11 protein-coding genes, 1 tRNA gene and 2 rRNA genes (1 of these 14 only partly in view) are annotated in these 22,586 nt (G+C 66.7%); 11 read left to right on the top strand and 3 right to left on the bottom strand.

Translation table 11 applies throughout. The features are described 5' to 3' along the window. The 3 genes from OHA03_RS04885 to OHA03_RS04875 all read left to right on the top strand — a co-directional run. Positions 1–3,018, top strand: a 23S ribosomal RNA gene (locus OHA03_RS04885); it begins 108 nt to the left of the window's first position. Positions 3,019–3,097: 79 nt separating this feature from the next. Beyond that, positions 3,098–3,214, top strand: a 5S ribosomal RNA gene (gene rrf / locus OHA03_RS04880). A 204-nt stretch (positions 3,215–3,418) separates the two neighbouring features. Beyond that, positions 3,419–3,491: transfer RNA gene (locus OHA03_RS04875), tRNA-Thr, on the top strand. Positions 3,492–3,621: 130 nt separating this feature from the next. Here OHA03_RS04875 and OHA03_RS04870 read toward each other — a convergent pair. Next, positions 3,622–6,249: a SpoIIE family protein phosphatase gene (locus OHA03_RS04870; RefSeq protein ID WP_267001088.1), complete on the bottom strand. Its 2,628-nt coding sequence runs from the start codon at positions 6,247–6,249 to the stop codon at positions 3,622–3,624. A 403-nt stretch (positions 6,250–6,652) separates the two neighbouring features. Between OHA03_RS04870 and OHA03_RS04865 the strand changes: the two genes are divergently transcribed. The 8 genes from OHA03_RS04865 to OHA03_RS04830 all read left to right on the top strand — a co-directional run bounded on the left by OHA03_RS04865 (position 6,653) and on the right by OHA03_RS04830 (position 20,297). Then, complete coding sequence (locus OHA03_RS04865) at positions 6,653–12,085, top strand: HAMP domain-containing protein (RefSeq protein WP_267001086.1); 5,433 nt, start codon at positions 6,653–6,655, stop codon at positions 12,083–12,085. Between the two features lie 244 nt (positions 12,086–12,329). Then, complete coding sequence (locus OHA03_RS04860) at positions 12,330–13,007, top strand: two-component system response regulator (RefSeq protein ID WP_267001084.1); 678 nt, start codon at positions 12,330–12,332, stop codon at positions 13,005–13,007. A 168-nt stretch (positions 13,008–13,175) separates the two neighbouring features. Then, positions 13,176–15,962, top strand: a complete 2,787-nt coding sequence (locus OHA03_RS04855; RefSeq protein ID WP_267001082.1) for a DNA translocase FtsK — start codon at positions 13,176–13,178, stop codon at positions 15,960–15,962. A 219-nt stretch (positions 15,963–16,181) separates the two neighbouring features. Next, a complete protein-coding gene (locus OHA03_RS04850; RefSeq protein ID WP_267001080.1) occupies positions 16,182–16,982 on the top strand; it encodes a helix-turn-helix domain-containing protein in 801 nt (266 codons plus the stop codon). 121 nt (positions 16,983–17,103) lie between these two features. Then, complete coding sequence (rimO, locus tag OHA03_RS04845) at positions 17,104–18,582, top strand: 30S ribosomal protein S12 methylthiotransferase RimO (RefSeq protein WP_267001078.1); 1,479 nt, start codon at positions 17,104–17,106, stop codon at positions 18,580–18,582. Next, positions 18,579–19,298, top strand: coding sequence for a CDP-diacylglycerol--glycerol-3-phosphate 3-phosphatidyltransferase (gene pgsA / locus OHA03_RS04840; protein WP_267001076.1), 720 nt, complete (start codon positions 18,579–18,581; stop codon positions 19,296–19,298). Before rimO ends, pgsA begins: the two co-directional genes overlap by 4 nt. After that, the gene (locus OHA03_RS04835) at positions 19,295–19,804 is read left to right on the top strand and encodes a CinA family protein (RefSeq protein WP_267001074.1); all 510 of its coding nucleotides are present in this window, start codon (positions 19,295–19,297) and stop codon (positions 19,802–19,804) included. The genes pgsA and OHA03_RS04835 overlap by 4 nt, the downstream gene beginning before the upstream one ends. 109 nt (positions 19,805–19,913) lie before the next feature. Next, a complete protein-coding gene (locus OHA03_RS04830) occupies positions 19,914–20,297 on the top strand; it encodes a helix-turn-helix domain-containing protein (protein WP_030927058.1) in 384 nt (127 codons plus the stop codon). A 606-nt stretch (positions 20,298–20,903) separates the two neighbouring features. Here the strand turns inward: OHA03_RS04830 and OHA03_RS04825 are convergent. Further along, positions 20,904–21,668, bottom strand: a complete 765-nt coding sequence (locus tag OHA03_RS04825) for an SDR family NAD(P)-dependent oxidoreductase (protein ID WP_267001071.1) — start codon at positions 21,666–21,668, stop codon at positions 20,904–20,906. Between the two features lie 36 nt (positions 21,669–21,704). Then, positions 21,705–22,505: a DNA-formamidopyrimidine glycosylase family protein gene (locus tag OHA03_RS04820; RefSeq protein ID WP_267001069.1), complete on the bottom strand. Its 801-nt coding sequence runs from the start codon at positions 22,503–22,505 to the stop codon at positions 21,705–21,707. Positions 22,506–22,586: the final 81 nt, after the last annotated feature.

The following is a 22,586-nucleotide window of genomic DNA, read 5'->3' as shown; positions in this document are numbered from 1 at the left end:
GGGTGTCCGAATGGGGAAACCCGGCAGTCGTCATGGGCTGTCACCCGCTGCTGAACACATAGGCAGTGTGGAGGGAACGAGGGGAAGTGAAACATCTCAGTACCCTCAGGAAGAGAAAACAACCGTGATTCCGGGAGTAGTGGCGAGCGAAACTGGATGAGGCCAAACCGTATGCGTGTGATACCCGGCAGGGGTTGCGCATGCGGGGTTGTGGGATCTCTTTTTCACAGTCTGCCGGCTGTGAGGCGAGTCAGAAACCGTTGATGTAGGCGAAGGACATGCGAAAGGTCCGGCGTAGAGGGTAAGACCCCCGTAGCTGAAACATTAACGGCTCGTTTAAGAGACACCCAAGTAGCACGGGGCCCGAGAAATCCCGTGTGAATCTGGCGGGACCACCCGCTAAGCCTAAATATTCCCTGGTGACCGATAGCGGATAGTACCGTGAGGGAATGGTGAAAAGTACCGCGGGAGCGGAGTGAAATAGTACCTGAAACCGTGTGCCTACAAGCCGTGGGAGCGTCGCTGTTGTTCTTCGGAGCAACAGTCGTGACTGCGTGCCTTTTGAAGAATGAGCCTGCGAGTTTGCGGTGTGTTGCGAGGTTAACCCGTGTGGGGAAGCCGTAGCGAAAGCGAGTCCGAATAGGGCGTTTTAGTAGCGCGCTCAAGACCCGAAGCGGAGTGATCTAGCCATGGGCAGGTTGAAGCGGAGGTAAGACTTCGTGGAGGACCGAACCCACCAGGGTTGAAAACCTGGGGGATGACCTGTGGTTAGGGGTGAAAGGCCAATCAAACTCCGTGATAGCTGGTTCTCCCCGAAATGCATTTAGGTGCAGCGTCGTGTGTTTCTTGCCGGAGGTAGAGCACTGGATAGGCGATGGGCCCTACCGGGTTACTGACCTTAGCCAAACTCCGAATGCCGGTAAGTGAGAGCACGGCAGTGAGACTGTGGGGGATAAGCTCCATGGTCGAGAGGGAAACAGCCCAGAGCATCGACTAAGGCCCCTAAGCGTACGCTAAGTGGGAAAGGATGTGGAGTCGCAGAGACAACCAGGAGGTTGGCTTAGAAGCAGCCACCCTTGAAAGAGTGCGTAATAGCTCACTGGTCAAGTGATTCCGCGCCGACAATGTAGCGGGGCTCAAGCGTACCGCCGAAGTCGTGTCATTCCAGCATATAGGGCCAACGCCTGCTGGGATGGGTAGGGGAGCGTCGTGTGCCGGGTGAAGCAGCCGCGGAAGCGAGTTGTGGACGGTTCACGAGTGAGAATGCAGGCATGAGTAGCGATACACACGTGAGAAACGTGTGCGCCGATTGACTAAGGGTTCCTGGGTCAAGCTGATCTGCCCAGGGTAAGTCGGGACCTAAGGCGAGGCCGACAGGCGTAGTCGATGGACAACCGGTTGATATTCCGGTACCCGCTTTGAAACGCCCAGTACTGAATCAGGCGATGCTAAGTCCGTGAAGCCGGCCCGATCTCTTCGGAGTTGAGGGTAGTGGTGGAGCCGACGAACCAGACTTGTAGTAGGTAAGCGATGGGGTGACGCAGGAAGGTAGTCCAGCCCGGGCGGTGGTAGTCCCGGGGTAAGGGTGTAGGGCGTGTGATAGGCAAATCCGTCACACATTAAGCCTGAGACCTGATGCCGAGCCGATTGTGGTGAAGTGGATGATCCTATGCTGTCGAGAAAAGCCTCTAGCGAGTTTCATGGCGGCCCGTACCCTAAACCGACTCAGGTGGTCAGGTAGAGAATACCGAGGCGTTCGGGTGAACTATGGTTAAGGAACTCGGCAAAATGCCCCCGTAACTTCGGGAGAAGGGGGGCCATCACTGGTGATTGGATTTACTCCATGAGCTGGGGGTGGCCGCAGAGACCAGCGAGAAGCGACTGTTTACTAAAAACACAGGTCCGTGCGAAGCCGTAAGGCGATGTATACGGACTGACGCCTGCCCGGTGCTGGAACGTTAAGGGGACCGGTTAGCTGACTTTCGGGTCGGCGAAGCTGAGAACTTAAGCGCCAGTAAACGGCGGTGGTAACTATAACCATCCTAAGGTAGCGAAATTCCTTGTCGGGTAAGTTCCGACCTGCACGAATGGCGTAACGACTTCTCGACTGTCTCAACCATAGGCCCGGTGAAATTGCACTACGAGTAAAGATGCTCGTTTCGCGCAGCAGGACGGAAAGACCCCGGGACCTTTACTACAGTTTGATATTGGTGTTCGGTTCGGCTTGTGTAGGATAGGTGGGAGACTTTGAAGCAGCCACGCCAGTGGTTGTGGAGTCGCCGTTGAAATACCACTCTGGTCGTGCTGGATGTCTAACCTGGGTCCGTGATCCGGATCAGGGACAGTGTCTGATGGGTAGTTTAACTGGGGCGGTTGCCTCCTAAAGAGTAACGGAGGCGCCCAAAGGTTCCCTCAGCCTGGTTGGCAATCAGGTGTTGAGTGTAAGTGCACAAGGGAGCTTGACTGTGAGACCGACGGGTCGAGCAGGGACGAAAGTCGGGACTAGTGATCCGGCAGTGGCTTGTGGAAGCGCTGTCGCTCAACGGATAAAAGGTACCCCGGGGATAACAGGCTGATCTTCCCCAAGAGTCCATATCGACGGGATGGTTTGGCACCTCGATGTCGGCTCGTCGCATCCTGGGGCTGGAGTCGGTCCCAAGGGTTGGGCTGTTCGCCCATTAAAGCGGTACGCGAGCTGGGTTTAGAACGTCGTGAGACAGTTCGGTCCCTATCCGCTGCGCGCGTAGGAATATTGAGAAGGGCTGTCCCTAGTACGAGAGGACCGGGACGGACGAACCTCTGGTGTGCCAGTTGTCCTGCCAAGGGCATGGCTGGTTGGCTACGTTCGGAAAGGATAACCGCTGAAAGCATCTAAGCGGGAAGCCTGCTTCGAGATGAGTATTCCCACCCCCTTTGAGGGGTTAAGGCTCCCAGTAGACGACTGGGTTGATAGGCCAGATGTGGAAGCCCGGCAACGGGTGGAGCTGACTGGTACTAATAGGCCGAGGGCTTGTCCTCAGTTGCTCGCGTCCACTGTGTTAGTTCTGAAATAACGAACGGCCGTGTTGTTGCCCGGTGTTGGTTAATTTCATAGTGTTTCGGTGGTCATTGCGTTAGGGAAACGCCCGGTTACATTCCGAACCCGGAAGCTAAGCCTTTCAGCGCCGATGGTACTGCAGGGGGGACCCTGTGGGAGAGTAGGACGCCGCCGAACAATTATTCCGGGAAAGCCCCGCACCTCTGGTGCGGGGCTTTTCTGCGTTTATCGGATGCCGGCTCACCGGGCGCAGGAATCCTGTACCGGACCGTGGGGCAGGCGAAGACAGGTGCCGGTGAGAAGGTTTGGACTTGGGCCGCGCGTGGTTATGAATATCCCCGAGTTCGGGGTATGCTCTATCTCGTTGCCACCGCGCAGCAGGCCCCAATAGCTCAGTCGGTAGAGCGTCTCCATGGTAAGGAGAAGGTCTACGGTTCGATTCCGTATTGGGGCTCAAGTAATGCGAAAGGCCCCCGCCATCGGCGGGGGCCTTTCGCATGTCCGATGCCTTCAGGCTCTTTCCCCTGGAGGTGGTCCGGATTGCCGGCGCCGGGGGCGCCGACCAGCTCATCGATGATTCGCCGTCAGGCCGTGGGGGGTTCCGGGACCCGCATCGCCAGGATGGCCATGTCGTCGGAGGCCGGTTCGGCTGCGAAGCGTTCGACGGCCCGCAGGACACGGGACGCCACCGCTCCGGCAGTGAGGCCCGTACACATGGTGAGGACGTCGGCCAGACCGTCGTCCCCCAGCATGCGGGTACCTTCACGGCGTTCTGTCACGCCGTCGGTCACGCAGAGCAGGACATCGCCGGGGCTGAGGGTGACCGTCTGCTCGTACAGTTCGAGGTCCTCGATGACGCCCAGCAGCGGCTGTGGTTCGGCTGCTGCCTCGACCGTGCCGTCCTGGCGCAGGCGCAGTGGCAGGGGATGGCCGGCGCACACCACCTTGAGAAGGGCGCTGCCGTCCTTCTGGGGCCACAACTCTCCGTAGAGGAGGGTGAGGAAGCGGCTGCGGGAGCCCTCGTCGAGGATGGCGGCGTTGAGACGCTCCAGGACGGCCGGGCCGCCGAAGCCCTCTCGGGCGAGCAGTCGCAGGGCGTGGCGGGCCAGGCCCGTGACGGCCGCGGCCTCCGGGCCCGTACCGCAGACGTCACCGATGGCGAAGCCATATGCGCCGTCGCGGATCGGGAAGACGTCGTAGAAGTCGCCGCCGACCTCGTTGCCCTCGCCGGCCGCCCGGTAGATGACCTCGATCTCGACATTGGGGACATCGGGGAGGCCTGGCGGCAGCAGGCTGCGCTGCAGGGACTGACTGATCGCCATGCGCTCCGAGTAGAGACGGGCGTTGTCGAGGGCGAGGGCGGCACGTCGGGACAGGTCCTCGGCCAGTTCGAGGATCTCCTGGCGGAAGTGGTCGTCGGACGGTTTGCCGAGCGTGAGCATGCCGATGACGCGGTTCCGGGCGACGAGCGGCAGGACCACCGTCTCGCCGCCCACCGCGGCTGCGGTGGCCAGCGTCGAACGGATACCGGCGCCGAGAGCGGTGGACTCGCTGAGGCCGAGGCTGTGCATGGAGGTGCGCAGGGCCGCCTCGTGGGCGGCCTCGGAGGGTGCGGCCCAGACCCGGGCGCCGGGTGTCGGCACGGGGTCCGGCGGGGAGATCTTGGAGAGCAGCGCCTTGAGTCCGTCGATGAGCTCCTCGTCCTCGTGCAGCACATAGGAGAGGTACGGCTCCGAGGACTGGTCGGCGATGGTGTAGACGGCGCACCAGGTGGCCAGGGTGGGGACCGTCATCTGGGCCATCAGCGCCAGTGTCTGGTCCCGGTCGAGCGTGCCGGCAAGGAGGTCGGAGGCCTCGACGAGGAAGGACAGCGAACCGCGGCGGAGCCTTTCGAGTTCGCCGAGGCGGGCCGATTCGACGGCAAGTGCGATGCGGTCCGCGGCGAACTGGAGGCGCAGGGCTTCCTCGTTGGTGTACCGGCCCGGTGCTTCGGCGGCGACACCGAGTGAGCCGGTGAGTCGGCCTTCGACCTTGAGCGGGACGGTGACGACGGAGCGCATGCCGGTGCCGCCGAGCAGGGGTACGGCCCCGGGTACGGCGGTCAGGTCCTCGTGGACGGCGGGCATCCGGGCGGAGCCGTACCGTCCGGTGCCGGCTTCGACGGGGACCCGGGCGAAGCGCTGACGGGCGGACGGGAGGCCGGTCGTGGCCCGTACCTCCAGCTCCGTCTCGTCGTCCGTGGCCAGCAGCAGGAAAGCCGAATCCGCGTCGAGCATGTCGCGGGCCCGCTCGACGGTGCGCTGGAGCAGTCCGTCGAGGTCGTCGGGGGCGGGGGAGCCGATGAAAACCTCGAACGGGTCCGTGGCGCGGCTCTCGGCGCCGAGGTCGGAGACGGGGGTGCGGACCGGGGACTGCAACACGGCGCGCTCGTAGTCGCGGACGAGCAGACAGACTGTCGACGGTTCGCCGTGGGTGTCGCGAACTCTGAGGTGCGAGGCATAGACCGGGATGGTGCGGCCGTCGGCGCCCCGGATCCCGTAGCTGCCCTCCCAGCGGGAGAGCTGGAGAGCGTCGGCGATGCCCGTATTGGTGCCGGGGGTGTGCGGCCACGCCATGAAGTCGGTGAGTTGCTTACCGGTGACCTGATCCGCGCTGTAGCCGAAGAGGAACGCGCAGTCGTCGTTCCAGGTGGCGATGGCACCGGAGCTGTCGATCTGGACGACGGCGACCCGGACGCGCTCGTCGGACACCGGGAGGAGGTCGGTGGGGAGCAGGGGGCCGGCGGAGCGGATGCCCACCGGGCGTTCGGGGAGATCGAGCTGGAACCAGACGTGTTTGTGCGTCGGGGAGTACTCGACGCCCCACCGGGAAGCGAGCGCCGCGCAGAGCAGCAGACCGCGGCCGCTCTCCCGGTCCGGGCTGCCGAAGTCCAGGCCGGTGCTCTGGAGCGGGATCTCCCGTTCCGGATAGCGGTCGGAGACCTCGACCCGGACACCGTCCTCCGTGCGCAGACACAGCACGTCGGCGGCGGTGCCTGCGTGCACCACCGCGTTGGTCACGAGCTCGCTGGTGAGGACGACCGCGTCGTCCACGATGTCGGTGTACCCCCAGCCCTGAATGGTGTCACGCACGAAGGCGCGGGCGGTCGCGACGGAGCGCCCGACCGGGTCGAAGGTGGCAGCCGCGCGCGCGGTGATCACAGCACTCCCCATATGGTGTCTCGTCGCTTCCCCGAGTCCTGTGCCCGTTTCTCGCCGCTTCGATTCGCTTAGCCAGGCTAGACGCTCGGTCTCGGTCCCGGGTACACGAGGGCCGAGTTCGGACAAGGGCGACCAGGATGTGGTCGGTGAGCGGACAAGTGTGGGCTTCCCAACGGAGGGATGAGGGACAACCGTTGGAGGTTCCACCTCGATCTGTTTCGGCCTGGTACGTTTCAACGATTTGACGTCCGCATGGTCACCCGTCAACGGTGGGCAGTGGCGGTGAGCCAATGTGGAACTGGGCAAGCTCCCAGATAAAGGCCCGAGCGATACGGTCAACCCCTGCGGGAGGGACACGGTGGAGTCTGGCGTGGCGGCGCGGGGATCAAGCACGCGCACAAAAGGCGGACAGTCCGTGAAGAAACAGCGCAATGGAACGATCGACGTCGATGCGGCGGCGCTCAACAGACTGCTCGCGGGCCTGGTGGCGATGCGCGACGGGAACTTCCGCCGGCGGCTGACCGTCTCGGGCGACGGCGTGATGACGGAGCTCGCGGCGGTCTTCAACGAGGTCGCCGACCGTAATCTTCACCTCACCGGCGAACTGGCACGTGTACGTCGCGTGGTCGGGCGCGAGGGGAAGCTGACCGAGCGGCTGGAGACGGGGGCCTGCGAGGGCTCCTGGGCCGCCGCCATCGACGCCTCGAACGAGCTGGTCGACGACCTGGCGCGGCCGGTGTCGGAGGTCGGGCGGGTGCTCTCGGCGGTTGCCGACGGTGATCTCGAACAGCGGATGGAGCTCCGGTCGCACACGGCCGACGAGACCGTGCGACCGCTGCGTGGCGAGTTCCTGAAGGTGGCCCGTACGGTCAACAACCTGGTCGACCAGCTGTCGGCGTTCACCGAGCAGGTGACGCGGGTGGCGGTCGAGGTGGGTACCGAGGGCAAGCTGGGCGGGCAGGCCCAGGTGCGCGGAATGTCCGGTTCCTGGAAGGACCTCACGGACTCCGTCAACACCATGGCGTACCGGCTCACCGCGCAGGTGCGGGACATCGCGCTGGTGACGACGGCGGTCGCCAAGGGTGATCTGTCGCGGAAGGTCACTGTCCATGTGGCCGGCGAGATGCTCCAGCTGAAGAACACCGTCAACACGATGGTCGACCAGCTGTCGTCGTTCTCCTCCGAGGTGACCCGGGTCGCCCGTGAGGTGGGCACGGAGGGCGAGCTGGGCGGTCAGGCGACGGTGCCCGGTGTGGCCGGGGTGTGGAAGGACCTCACCGACTCCGTCAACACGATGGCCGGAAACCTCACCTCGCAGGTGCGTGGCATCGCCGAGGTGACGACGGCGGTCGCCAACGGCGACCTGTCGCAGAAGGTGACGGTCAGTGCCCGCGGCGAGGTGGCGCAGCTCGCCGAGACGATCAACCAGATGACCGAGACGCTGCGGACCTTCGCGGACGAAGTGACGCGGGTGGCGAGCGAGGTCGGTGGCGAGGGTCTGCTCGGCGGTCAGGCGCAGGTGCCGGGTGCGGCGGGTACGTGGAAGGACCTCACCGATTCGGTGAACACGGTCTTCCGGAACCTGACGACGCAGGTGCGGGACATCGCGCAGGTGACCACTGCGGTGGCCAGCGGCGACATGACGCAGAAGGTCACGGTCGATGTGGCCGGCGAGATGCTGGAGCTGAAGAACACCGTCAACACGATGGTGGACCAGCTGCAGTCCTTCGGTTCCGAAGTGACCCGGGTCGCTCGGGAGGTCGGTGTCGAGGGCCGGCTGGGCGGACAGGCCGAGGTGCCGGGTGCGGCGGGTACGTGGAAGGACCTCACCGATTCGGTGAACACGGCGTTCCGGAACCTGACGGGTCAGGTGCGGGACATCGCGCAGGTGACGACGGCGGTCGCGAACGGCGATCTGTCGCAGAAGGTCACCGTGGATGTGGCCGGCGAGATGCTGGAGCTGAAGAACACCGTCAACACGATGGTGGCGCAGCTGTCGTCCTTCGCCGACCAGGTGACACGGATGGCGCGGGACGTGGGCACGGAGGGCCGGCTCGGCGGCCAGGCGCGGGTCGACGGTGTCTCCGGTACGTGGAAGGAGCTCACCGACTCCGTCAACTTCATGGCGGGGAACCTGACCTCGCAGGTGCGTCAGATCGCCCAGGTGACGACTGCGGTCGCGCGGGGCGACCTGTCGCAGAAGATCGACGTGGACGCCCGCGGCGAGATCCTGGAGCTGAAGAACACCATCAACACGATGGTCGACCAGCTCTCCGCCTTCGCCGAGCAGGTGACCCGGGTGGCCCGTGAAGTGGGCACGGACGGGCGGCTCGGCGGTCAGGCGCAGGTGCCCGGCGTGGCCGGTGTGTGGCGCGATCTGACCGATTCGGTGAACGGCATGGCGGGGAACCTCACCGCTCAGGTGCGTAACATCGCGCAGGTCGCGACCGCGGTGGCGCGCGGTGACCTGTCGCAGAAGATCGACGTGGACGCCCGCGGCGAGATCCTGGAGCTGAAGAACACCCTCAACACGATGGTGGACCAGCTGTCGAACTTCGCGGAGCAGGTCACGCGGGTCGCCCGTGAGGTGGGCACGGCAGGCATTCTGGGCGGTCAGGCCGAGGTGCAGGGCGTGTCCGGTACCTGGAAGGACCTCACCCAGTCCGTCAACGGCATGGCGAACAACCTGACCCTGCAGGTCCGCAACATCGCCGAGGTCACCACCGCGGTCGCCAAGGGCGATCTCTCGAAGAAGATCACCGTCGACGCCAAGGGTGAAATCCTCGAACTGGTGACGACCGTCAACACGATGGTCGACCAGCTCCTCAACTTCGCCGACGAGGTGACGCGAGTCGCGCGCGAGGTGGGCACCGAGGGCATCCTGGGCGGCCAGGCCCGGGTGCGAGGTGCGACGGGAATCTGGAAGGACCTCAGCGACAACGTCAACCTGATGGCCAACAACCTGACCAGCCAGGTGCGGAACATCTCCCGGGTCTCGTCCGCGGTCGCCAACGGCGACCTCACCAAGAAGGTGACCGTCGAGGCCCGTGGCGAGGTCGCCGAGCTCGCCGACACCGTCAACACGATGGTGACGACGCTGTCGTCGTTCGCCGACGAGGTGACGCGAGTCGCCCGTGAGGTGGGCACGGAAGGTGAGCTGGGCGGTCAGGCGCGGGTCCCGGGCGTCTCCGGTACGTGGAAGGACCTGACCGAGTCGGTGAACTCGATGGCGTCCAACCTGACCGGTCAGGTGCGCCAGATCGCCACGGTCACCACAGCCATCGCCAAGGGCGATCTCACCAAGAAGATCGACATCGACGCCCGCGGCGAGATCCTGGAGCTGAAGAACACCATCAACACGATGGTCGACCAGCTGTCGTCCTTCGCCGAGCAGGTGACCCGGGTGGCCCGCGAGGTGGGCACCGAGGGGCAGCTGGGCGGTCAGGCCCGGGTACGGGACGTGGACGGCACCTGGCGCGACCTCACCGAGTCCGTGAACGAGATGGCCGGGAACCTGACCCGTCAGGTGCGAGCCATCGCGGCCGTCGCCACCGCGGTGACCCGCGGCGATCTCAACCTCAAGATCGACGTGGACGCGGCCGGCGAGATCCAGGCCCTGCAGGACAACATCAACACGATGATCGCCAACCTGCGCGACACCACGGCCACCAACAAGGAGCAGGACTGGCTCAAGGGCAACCTCGCCCGGATCTCCGGTCTGATGCAGGGGCGTCGCGATCTCGACGACGTCGCTTCACTGATCATGAGCGAGCTGACCCCGGTCGTCTCGGCGCAGCACGGGGCGTTCTTCCTGGCCGTGCCGACCGGCGACATCGAGGCGGTGGGGGCGGACGCCGACAAGGAAGGCGCGTATGTGCTCCGGATGCGGGGCAGCTACGGCTACTCCGCGGGATCGATGCCGACGTCGTTCCGGCCGGGCGAGACGCTCATCGGCACGGCGGCGGAGGAGAAGCGGACGATCCAGGTGGACAACGTGCCGCCGGGTTATCTGAAGATCTCCTCGGGGCTCGGCGAGGCGCCGCCCGCGCATGTGATCGTGCTGCCGGTGCTCTTCGAGGGGCAGGTCCTCGGTGTGATCGAGCTGGCCTCGTTCCAGCCGTTCACCCACATTCAGCGGGACTTCCTCAACCAGCTCGCCGAGATGATCGCGACGAGCGTCAACACGATCAGTGTCAACACCAAGACGGAGAAGCTCCTGGAACAGTCGCAGGAGCTGACCGAGCAACTGCGGGACCGGTCGGAGGAGTTGGAGAACCGGCAGAAGGCTCTGCAGGCCTCCAACGCCGAACTGGAGGAGAAGGCCGAGCTGCTGGCCCAGCAGAACCGTGACATCGAGGTGAAGAACACCGAGATCGAGGAGGCCCGGCAGGTTCTGGAGGAGCGCGCCGAGCAGCTCGCGGTCTCGATGCGCTACAAGTCCGAATTCCTGGCGAACATGTCGCACGAGCTGCGCACGCCGCTCAACTCGCTGCTCATCCTGGCCAAGTTGCTCGCGGACAACGCCGAGGGCAATCTCTCGCCGAAGCAGGTGGAGTTCGCCGAGACGATCCACGGGGCGGGTTCCGACCTGCTTCAGCTGATCAACGACATCCTCGATCTGTCGAAGGTCGAGGCGGGCAAGATGGACGTCAGCCCGACCCGGATCGCGCTGGTCCAGCTGGTCGACTATGTGGAGGCGACGTTCCGGCCGCTCACTGCGGAGAAGGGGCTCGACTTCTCCGTACGGGTGTCGCCGGAGCTGCCTGCGACACTGCACACCGACGAACAGCGGCTGCTGCAGGTGCTGCGCAACCTGCTGTCCAACGCGGTGAAGTTCACCGACAGCGGCGCCGTCGAGCTGGTGATCCGGCCTGCCGGCGCGGATGTGCCGAACGCCATCCGTGAGCAGCTCCTCGAAGCCGGTTCGCTGCGCGACGCCGACGCCGATCTGATCGCGTTCTCGGTCACCGACACCGGTATCGGGATCGCGTCCAGCAAGATGCTGGTGATCTTCGAGGCGTTCAAGCAGGCGGACGGTACGACGAGCCGCAAGTACGGCGGTACGGGGCTCGGGCTGTCCATCAGCCGGGAGATCGCCCGGCTGCTGGGCGGCGAGATCCATGCGGCGAGCGAGCCGGGCCGTGGCTCGACCTTCACGCTGTATCTGCCGCTGCACCCCAGTGAGCTGCCGCCGCAGGGCTACCCGCAGATCGGCCCCGGTCCCATCGAGGCGCATGGCCAGGCGGTCGAGGAAGGGCTGATTCCGGAGGCGGGGGCGGGCACGGGTCTGTCGGCGCCGCTGCGCGATCCGATCGGTTCCGCAGGGCTGTTCCGGCATCGCCGCAAGGCGCTCGGTGCAACGGAGCGGAGGCCCGCGCTGCCGCCGAGGAGCACCGCGCCGACCGCGCCGCCCCAGGAGTCGTGGGCGGCGGCGGGTCAGGAGGAGCCCGAGGCCCGCAAGGTGTTCCGGTTCGATGCCGAGAAGGTGCTGATCGTCGACGACGACATCCGTAACGTCTTCGCGCTGACCAGCGTGCTGGAGCAGCACGGTCTCTCGGTGCTGTACGCGGAGAACGGGCGCGAGGGCATCGAAGTCCTGGAGCAGCACGACGATGTGACGGTCGTGCTGATGGACATCATGATGCCGGAGATGGACGGGTATGCGACAACGACTGCGATCCGCCGGATGCCGCAGTTCGCCGGGCTGCCCATCATCGCGCTGACCGCGAAGGCGATGAAGGGCGACAGGGAGAAGGCGATCGATTCCGGTGCTTCCGACTATGTCACCAAGCCTGTTGATCCTGACCATCTGCTCTCCGTCATGGAGCAGTGGATGCGCGGAGAGTGATCGTCGTTTGAGCGGATCGCGATAAGTTGCTGATCGACTGTGCTCGAAGGGGTGTGAGGAGGCGGTGGGCGGGGAACCTTCTGGTCTCCCACCGCGTTTCTGGTATGTGCACAGTGACATCGCGGTGACAGGGTGTGGTGACGGGCGGGGTGCGGCTACCATGACCGGCACAAGGACGGACGGCGCAAGGGAGTCGTCCCCTGGGGCGGCGCCCGGTGCAATTCCGGGGCGAGGAGGACGGGCCATGGTGCAGAAGGCCAAGATCCTCCTGGTCGATGACCGGCCGGAGAATCTGCTGGCGCTGGAGGCCATCCTCTCTGCGCTCGATCAGACGCTGGTACGGGCATCGTCAGGGGAGGAAGCGCTCAAAGCGCTGCTGACGGACGACTTTGCGGTCATTCTGCTGGACGTCCAGATGCCGGGCATGGACGGTTTCGAAACCGCCGCGCATATCAAGCGGCGGGAGCGGACCCGGGACATCCCGATCATCTTCCTCACCGCGATCAATCACGGTCCGCATCACACCTTCCGGGGGTACGCGGCGGGCGCGGTGGACTACATCTCGAAGCCGTTCGATCCCTGGGTGCTGCGCGCCAAGGTCTCGGTCTTCGTCGAGCTCTACACGAAGAACTGCCAACTGCGCGAGCAGGCCGCACTGCTCAGGCTCCAGCTCGAGGGCGGCGGCCGGCCGAGCGTGGACCAGGACAAGGAGCCCGCCGGACTGCTGGCCGAACTCTCGGCGCGCCTCGCGGCCGTCGAGGAGCAGGCGGAGGCCCTCTCCAAGCAGCTCGACGACGAATCGGCGGACGCCGCGGCGGTGGCCACGGCCGCCCATCTCGAACGGAAGCTGACCGGACTGCGGCGTGCGCTCGACGCGCTGGAGCCGGGCACCGGGAGCGGCACGGCCGCGCTTCCTTCGTAACGCGTCCTCCGCGGAACTCCCCGGCCCGCAAGCCGCGTTCGAGGTCGGGACGCTGACGGCCCGTCCACGGTGAGGGCGCGTCAGTTTCCTGCCTCTGTGCGGCGACACGGTCGGGTGAACCCAGAGGCACACGTGTTCATGGCCGCCGACACCGGTAACCTCGGCACCATGGCCTCACGTACGTCCGGCAAGGGTTCCCAGGGCACGGCGGGCACCGCGAAGCGTCCCGGCCGTACCGCGGGTCCGGCGAAGAAAGCCGCGCCCGCGAAGAAAGCCGCCGCGAAGAAGACGGCGACCGCGAAGAAGGCACCGGCCAAGAAGGCACCGGCCAAGAAGACGGCTGTGCCCAGACCTGCACCGTCACCCACCGGGGGTGTGTACTGGCTGGTGCGCGCCATCTGGCTCGGTGCGGCCCATGCCGTCGGCGCGATGCTCCGTGGCATAGGGCGCGGCGCCAAGGGACTCGATCCCGCACATCGCAAGGACGGCGTCGCCCTTCTGCTGCTCGGCCTCGCGCTGGTCGTGGCCGCGGGCACCTGGTCGAATCTGCGGGGGCCCGTCGGCGATCTCGTCGAGATGCTCGTCACCGGCGCCTTCGGCCGGCTCGATCTGCTCGTCCCGATACTGCTCGGCGCGATCGCCGTGCGGCTGATCCTCTACCCGGAGAAGCCCGAGGCCAACGGACGTATCGTCATCGGACTCTCCGCCCTGGTCATCGGGGTGCTCGGGCAGGTGCACATCGCGTGCGGATCGCCGGGCCGCGGGGACGGCAGCGAGGCGATGCAGGACGCGGGCGGCCTGATCGGCTGGGCCGCCTCCAAGCCGTTGATCTACACCATGGGCGAGGTCCTCGCCGTACCGCTGCTCCTGCTCCTCACCGTCTTCGGACTGCTCGTCGTCACCGCGACCCCGGTGAACGCCATTCCGCAGCGGCTGCGACTGCTCGGCTCCAAGCTGGGGATCGTCGACCCGGCGTACGACCCCGAGGCGGATGACGAGAGCGACGACGAGCGGTACGACGAGCAGTGGCGCGACGCGCTGCCCGCCCGCTCACGACGCTCCTCCGCACGTCGCTCCGAGGCGCCCGAGGAGTACGACCCCGAGCAGGCGGAGGCCGAGGCGCTCTCCAAGCGCCGCAGGCCGCGCAGGCCCTCCGCGCAGCCCGCGATGAACCGCACCATGGACGCGGTGGACGTCGCCGCGGCCGCGGCCGCGGCGCTCGACGGGGCAGTACTCAACGGCATGCCGCCCTCGCCGATCGTCGCCGACCTCACCCAGGGCGTCACCGTCGAGCGGAACCGTGATCGGTCCGGCACCCCGGTGCCCGGCGCCCGCGAGGCGGAGCAGGCCCAGGGGGTGGGGAAGTCGGAGAAGAGTGCAGCGCTCTTCGATGGTGTACCCGATCTGACGAAGCCCGCTCCCGACCGCTCGCAGTCCCAGCCGCTTCCGGCCCGCGCCGAGCAGCTGCAGCTCTCCGGCGACATCACGTACGCGCTGCCCTCGCTCGACCTGCTGGAACGCGGCGGTCCGGGCAAGACCCGCAGCGCCGCCAACGACACGATCGTCGCCTCCCTGACGAACGTCTTCACCGAGTTCAAGGTCGATGCCGCGGTCACCGGTTTCACCCGCGGACCGACGGTGACGCGCTACGAGGTGGAGCTCGGCCCGGCTGTGAAGGTCGAGCGGATCACGGCGCTCGCCAAGAACATCGCGTACGCCGTCGCCAGCCCCGACGTCCGGATCATCTCCCCGATCCCGGGGAAGTCCGCCGTCGGCATCGAGATCCCCAACACCGACCGTGAGATGGTCAACCTCGGCGATGTGCTGCGCCTCGCGGACGCGGCCGAGGACGACCACCCGATGCTGGTCGCGCTCGGCAAGGACGTCGAGGGCGGCTATGTAATGGCCAACCTCGCGAAGATGCCGCACGTGCTGGTGGCCGGTGCGACCGGTTCCGGCAAGTCGTCCTGCATCAACTGCCTGATCACCTCGGTCATGGTGCGGGCGACCCCGGAGGACGTACGGATGGTGCTGGTCGACCCCAAGCGCGTCGAGCTGACCGCGTACGAGGGCATCCCGCACCTGATCACGCCGATCATCACCAACCCGAAGCGCGCCGCCGAGGCACTGCAGTGGGTCGTACGGGAGATGGACCTCCGGTACGACGACCTCGCCGCGTTTGGATACCGGCACATCGACGACTTCAACCAGGCCGTGCGCAATGGCAAGGTCAAGCTGCCGGAGGGCAGCGAGCGGGAGCTCTCCCCGTACCCGTATCTGCTGGTCATCGTCGACGAGCTGGCCGACCTGATGATGGTCGCTCCGCGCGACGTCGAGGACGCCATCGTCCGCATCACCCAGCTGGCGCGCGCCGCAGGCATCCATCTCGTGCTCGCCACCCAGCGGCCCTCGGTCGATGTCGTCACCGGTCTGATCAAGGCGAATGTGCCCTCCAGGCTCGCCTTCGCGACGTCTTCGCTCGCGGACAGCCGTGTCATCCTCGACCAGCCCGGCGCCGAGAAGCTGATCGGCAAGGGAGACGGACTGTTCCTGCCGATGGGGGCCAACAAGCCCACCCGCATGCAGGGCGCGTTCGTCACGGAGGGCGAGGTCGCGGCCATCGTCCAACACTGCAAGGATCAGATGGCGCCGGTCTTCCGCGAGGACGTGGTGGTCGGCGGGGCCAAGAAGAAGGAGATCGACGAGGACATCGGCGATGACCTGGATCTGCTCTGCCAGGCCGCCGAACTGGTCGTCTCCACCCAGTTCGGCTCCACCTCGATGCTCCAGCGCAAGCTGCGGGTCGGCTTCGCCAAGGCCGGCCGGCTCATGGACCTCATGGAGTCGCGGAACATCGTCGGACCGAGCGAGGGGTCCAAGGCACGCGATGTCATGGTGAAGCCGGATGAACTGGACGAGGTGTTGGCACAGATCCGCGGGGAAACTGCTTCGTAAGGGTCTGATGGGCAACCGTTTCGCCGGGTCGCACGTCAAGTTGAGGGAAGGGACAGCAGGATGTTCTTCCAGAGGGCGTCCGGCGAATGGGACGGCGTTCGCATCCGATGGTGTTCGAATCCGATGGCGTACAAAGTCCTTGCTCCCGGTTGCCCCACCCTTTCGTACCCCCCCTAGACTGAACACCCAGCAGGTGGCTCACGCTCGAAAGGCGCCCCCGTGTCCATCGGCAACTCCCCCGAAGACGACCGGCCTTCGATCGGTCGAGTGCTTCAGCAGGCTCGTATCGCCGCAGGTCTCACGGTCGAAGAGGTCAGCTCGTCCACCCGGGTGCGCATCCCCATCGTGCACGCGATCGAGGAGGACGACTTCTCCCGCTGCGGCGGCGACGTGTACGCCCGCGGCCATATCCGCACCTTGGCGCGTGCCGTCTCCATCGATCCGGAACCGCTGGTTTCGCAGTACGACGCCGAGCACGGCGGCCGTCCCGCGCCCACGCCGGCGGCGCCGATGTTCGAAGCCGAACGGATCCGTTCCGATCCCCGTCGGCCCAACTGGACCGCGGCCATGGTCGCGGCGATCGTCGCCGTGGTCGGCTTCGTCGGCTTCACCTTCTTCAAGGGCGGTGACGACGGCGGCACGTCCACGCAGGTCGCGGAAGGTTCGACGCCCAACACAACCAGCCCCAAACCCAAGCCCACCAAGACCGCCGACCCCAAGCCCGTACCGTCCGACAGCGCCATCGCCGCGGCCCCGCGGGACAAGGTCACGGTCAAGCTCAGCGCCACTCAGGGCAAGAGCTGGATCTCTGCCAAGGACCACAACGGGCGGCAGCTCTTCGACGGGCTGCTGCTGCAGGGCCAGTCCAAGACCTTCCAGGACAAGGAGCGGATCGACCTCGTCCTAGGTGATGCCGGTTCGATCGAACTCTTCGTCAATGGCAAGAAGGTCGAGGACAAGTTCCAGCCGGGCCAGGTCGAGCGGCTCTCGTACACGAAGGGCGACCCCGAGGTCGGCTGACGGCATTGTGTACACCGCGAGCGCCCGGCAATCCTGCCGGGCGCTCGCGTCATTGTTACTCCCTGTAAGGGCGGAACCCTGCTCGGCGGGGTGAGTGCCAGGACAAAGTAGTCTTGAGCCCATGCCCGAACGCCGTACCGTCGCCCTTGTCACTCTTGGCTGCGCCCGTAACGAGGTGGACTCGGAGGAGCTCGCAGGCCGCTTGGCAGCGGACGGCTGGGAGCTCGTCGAGAATGCCTCCGACGCGGATGTCGCCGTCGTCAACACCTGTGGATTCGTCGAGGCCGCGAAGAAGGACTCCGTCGACGCTCTTCTCGAAGCCAACGATCTGAAGGACCACGGCCGGACCCAGGCCGTGGTCGCGGTCGGCTGCATGGCCGAGCGCTACGGCAAGGATCTTGCCGAAGCCCTGCCGGAAGCCGACGGGGTCCTCGGTTTCGACGACTACGCCGACATCTCCGACCGCCTCCAGACCATCCTCAACGGGGGCATCCACGCCTCGCACACCCCGCGTGACCGGCGCAAGCTGCTGCCGATCAGCCCGACCGAGCGGCAGGACGCAGCGGTCGCGCTGCCCGGGCACGCACAGGAAGCCGCCCCGGCCCCTGCGGACCTCCCGGACGGGGTTGCGCCGGTCTCCGGGCCGCGCGCGCCGCTGCGCCGCCGGCTGGGCACCAGCCCGGTCGCCTCGGTGAAGCTCGCCTCCGGCTGCGACCGCCGCTGCTCCTTCTGCGCCATCCCGTCCTTCCGCGGCTCCTTCATTTCGCGGCGCCCCTCGGACGTTCTGCAGGAGACCCGCTGGCTGGCCGATCAGGGCGTCAAGGAGGTCATGCTGGTCTCCGAGAACAACACCTCGTACGGCAAGGACCTCGGCGACATCCGGCTGCTGGAGACGCTGCTGCCGGAGCTCGCCGACGTCGACGGGATCGAGCGGATCCGGGTCAGCTACCTGCAGCCCGCCGAGATGCGGCCCGGTCTGATCGACGTACTGACGTCGACGCCGAAGGTCGCCCCGTACTTCGATCTCTCCTTCCAGCACTCCGCCCCCGGGGTGCTGCGCGCGATGCGCCGCTTCGGGGACACCGACAGCTTCCTGGAGCTCCTGGAGACCATCCGCAGCAAGGCGCCGCAGGCCGGTGCGCGGTCGAACTTCATCGTGGGCTTCCCCGGGGAGACCGAGGCCGACCTCGCCGAGCTGGAACGCTTCCTCACAGGTGCGCGGCTGGATGCCATCGGCGTCTTCGGGTACTCCGACGAGGAGGGCACCGAGGCGGTCGGCTACGAGAACAAGCTCGGCGCCGACGTCATCGCGGAGCGGCTCGCGCACATCTCGCAGCTGGCCGAGGAGCTGACGTCCCAGCGCGCCGAGGAGCGGCTCGGAGAGTCCCTCCAGGTGCTGGTCGAGTCGGTCGACCCCACGGACGACGAGCCGCGCGCGGTGGGGCGTGCGGCGCATCAGGCCCCCGAAACGGACGGCCAGGTGCTCTTCACGGGGCGCGAGGGCCTCGTGCCGGGCCGTATGGTCGAGGCAAAGGTGGTGGGCACCGAGGGAGTGGACCTGGTGGCCGAGTGTTCCGAGCTTGCGGAGGCAGCCAGATGACCGGAGTCCCGGCATCCGCAGCAGGCGGATCCGGCACGAAGCCGGTCCGCGGCGGCAAGCTGGGCACTGCGGCCGTCAACCAGGCCAGCCTGTGGAACATCGCCAACATCCTGACCATGGTGCGGCTGCTGTTGGTGCCCGGCTTCGTCATGCTGCTGCTGCACAACGGCGGCTACGACCCGGCCTGGCGCTCCTTCGCCTGGGCGGCGTTCGCCGTCGCCATGATCACCGACCTCTTCGACGGTCACCTGGCGCGCACATACAACCTGGTCACCGACTTCGGGAAGATCGCCGACCCGATTGCCGACAAGGCGATCATGGGTGCCGCGCTGATCTGTCTGTCGTACCTCGGCGATCTGCCGTGGTGGGTCACGGGCGTGATCCTCTTCCGCGAGATCGGCATCACCTTGATGCGGTTCTGGGTGATACGGCATGCGGTGATTCCGGCCAGTCGCGGCGGGAAGATGAAGACACTCGCGCAGGGGACGGCCGTCGGGATGTATGTCCTGGCGCTGACCGGCCCGCTTGCCACGCTGCGCTTCTGGGTGATGGCGGTGGCCGTCGTGCTGACGGTCGTCACCGGGCTCGACTATGTGCGCCAGGCGGTTGTGCTGCGGCGCAAGGGACTGGCGGCTGAGCGGGCTGCTGCGGCCGACCTGGCTTCCGAGGTATCCGCGTCCGCCGGCGCTTCGGATTCCGCGGAGGCCGAGCGGTGACTTCCGCGGCCCGGGTGCTGCAGCTGCTCGTGGAGCGCGGTGAGACTCTCGCCGTCGCCGAGTCGCTGACCGGCGGCCTGGTCGCGGCGGAACTGACCTCCGTACCTGGTGCCTCACACTCCTTCCGTGGGTCCGTGACGGCGTACGCCACGCCCCTGAAGCGGGACGTGCTGGCTGTGGACGGGGCCCTGCTGGCAGCGCACGGAGCGGTGGATCCCGAGGTTGCGCGGCAGATGGCGACAGGTGTGCGGCGCGTTCTCGGTGCAGACTGGGGCTTGTCGACCACCGGCGTCGCGGGACCCGAGTCACAGGACGGCAAACCCGTCGGAACGGTCTACGTAGCGGTCGCGGGGCCGGACGGCGCGGAGAAAGTAGCCGCGCTGCGGTTGAACGGCGACCGGGCGGACATCCGTAGAGAGAGTGTACGGAGCGTGCTGGAATTGCTCTCCGGCGAACTCGGCGAGAATGCGAGCGCACAGGATACGGAACACAACGGGGGGAATTGATGTTTGCAGCCCTGAGTGAACACGACATCGCTCCCCGCACGGCCGCAGCGCAAGGCGGTACGGTGGGGCGTGAAGGATGCGGCTACGCGGTCCGAGGAGGGAGCCACCGATGATTCTGCTCCGTCGCCTGCTTGGTGACGTGCTGCGTCGGCAGCGCCAGCGCCAAGGCCGTACTCTGCGCGAAGTCTCCTCGTCCGCCCGAGTCTCGCTCGGCTATCTCTCCGAGGTGGAGCGGGGGCAGAAGGAGGCATCCTCCGAGCTGCTCTCCGCCATTTGCGACGCGCTTGACGTACGGATGTCCGAGCTCATGCGTGAAGTGAGCGATGAGCTGTCGCTGGCTGAGCTGGCCGAGTCGGCAGCAGCCGGCGATCCGGTACCTGTACCGGTGCGCCCCATGCTCAATTCCGTCTCCGTGACGTCGGTGGCAGGTGTGCCGACGGGACGGGTGACAATCAAGGCACCCGCGGAAGCGGTGGATGTCGTCGCCGCCTGACCCGCGCACTCGGTGTGCACCGGAGCCCCGGTCGGCCCCTTCTGGGGTCGGCCGGGGCTTCTGCGTGTGCGGAGGCCCGGACGGGGGATGTGCGGGATGAGGCGCCGGAGAAGTCTGCATATCAGCTGAATTTCCCGGATTACGGTTTCAACTCATATGTGCCATCGTGGGTGATGCGTCAACGGCTATGAGGTCATGAGGCCCTACGAATGGAGGCTCGTCCGCGCCGTGCGCGCCGGTACTGCACCGGTGCGCTCTCCCGCCGGGTGATCAGCCCCGACTAGGTTCGGTCGGAGGAGGCAGCCATGGTACGGCGATGGGTGCCCGCGCTCGTTCTCGGCGGGGTGTGGTGGTGGGCTGTGCTGCGGCTGCTGCTGGAGCCGGAACGCGCAGGGCTGGTCGAGGGTGCAGTGGCAGCGGGCGGTTGGGGGCTGAGCCTGCTGCCCGTCCATGTGGCAGCGAGCGCCAGGCCGACCGGAACGATCGGGGCCGACGGTGACACGGCCGGGTGGTTCGAGGTCGGGATGCGCCGTGCCGGCAGCGCGTGGCGTACTGCCGGAGCGTGGGGCACCACCGGGGCCCGGCTCACTGCCGAGGCATGGCGTACTACCAGGGCATGGCGACGCCGCCGTTCGGGCGGAGGATCTGGCCGGTCATGAAGGCCGAAGCGTCGGATGCCAGATGCAGGACCGTGTGGGCGACATCTTCCGCCTCACCCACCCGGCCGAGCGGAGAGATGCGGACCATCGCGGTCTCTGTCCGATGCTGCAGTTCCGCGTCGTGTTTGGCGGTCATCGGGGTACGGATCCATCCGGGTGCGACGGCATTGACGCGGATGGCACGAGGTCCGAGCTCGGTCGCCAGGGTCCTGGTCAGTTGGACGACCGCCGCCTTGGCCGCGCTGTAGCAGAGCAGGCCCGGGCTTGCGGCGTCGACCGCGCCCGAGGCCATGGTGATCAGTGAGCCGGGCGCGCCACGCGCGATCATGCTGCGGGCCACTTCCTGGCAGGCGTACAGAACGCCTTTGAAATTGACGGCGAGGACGCGGTCGAGGTCCTCGTCCGCCGTGTCCAGGACGCTGCTCGTGTGCATGATTCCGGCGACGGCGGCCAGGATGTCGATGCCGCCCGCTGCGGCCACCGCGTCCCGGAGCTGACTGCGGTCCGTGACATCGAGCTGATGGGTGTGGGCTGAGCCACCCGCTTTGGCGATCATCTCCCGCGTTTCCAGGAGGCCTGTCCCGTCGCGGTCCGCGCAGTGGACGGTTGCTCCCGCCTCCGCGAGCAGGACGGCACTGGCCCGGCCGATACCGCCGGCCGCGCCGGTGATGAACGCGGAGCGGCCGGTGAGGTCGTACGCGGTGAGAGCCATGTCCGGACCGTAAGACCGTATCTGACGGTGCGTCAACTATGGTGTGGGGCCCGATTGGCAGCGTGGGCACCAATACGTGGGACGGGTGTCCTGCTCCGCCGTACGAATGGGGGCGCCGCACCTCAGACAGGGGCGATGGGGCCGGCCGTACACCCACAGCCGCTCAGTCGGGCCGTACCCGCGTGCCCGGGAACCGGTGGTCGTGCGGACCGGTCGGTCCCGATTGGCTTCGAGGAGCTGCTTGGCGGTGGCGACCAGGCGCACGGCGGTGGTGGCGGGCAGGTCACCGACGGGGAGCCAGGGGGTGGCGCGGGCGAGGAAACAGAGTTCGGCCTTGTAGACGTTGCCGATGCCGGCCAGGTTGCGCTGGTCCAGGAGGGCTTCACCGAGAGGGCGGGCGGGGGCGGCGAGCAGGTTGCGCAGCGCGGTGTCGGGGTCCCAGTCGGGGCCCAGCAGATCGGGGCCGAGATGGCCGACCGCCTTCTCCTCGTCGACTGTGCGGAGGAGTTCCAGGACGGGCAGCCGGTATCCGACCGCTGTGTGGTCCGCGGTGGAGAGAATCGCGCGGATCTGATGGGCCGGGCCGCCGCGCCAGCGCTCGCCCGGGGCGTAGACGCGCCAGGAACCGTCCATCCGCAGATGGCTGTGGAGAGTGAGGCCGCCCTCGATCCGGGTGAGGAGATGCTTGCCGCGCGAAAGGGTGCCGAGGACGGTCCGGCCGGTGAGATCGGCGGTCGCGAACCGGGGGACGCGCAGGTCGGAGCGGGTGAGGACCTGGTCGGCCAGTGCAGTGTGCAGACGCTTGGCGGTCTGCAGGACGGTATCTCCTTCGGGCATGTCTCCATGATGAGTGGTGGGGGCGGGGTGCGACGGTGGGCGTGTGCGTGGCCGTGGGTCGGGCGGGTGCGGTAGCCGGGC

The sequence above is a fragment of the Streptomyces sp. NBC_00154 genome (assembly GCF_026342835.1).
GTDB lineage: Bacteria > Actinomycetota > Actinomycetes > Streptomycetales > Streptomycetaceae > Streptomyces.
This window is presented reverse-complemented; position numbering and strand designations above follow the sequence as displayed.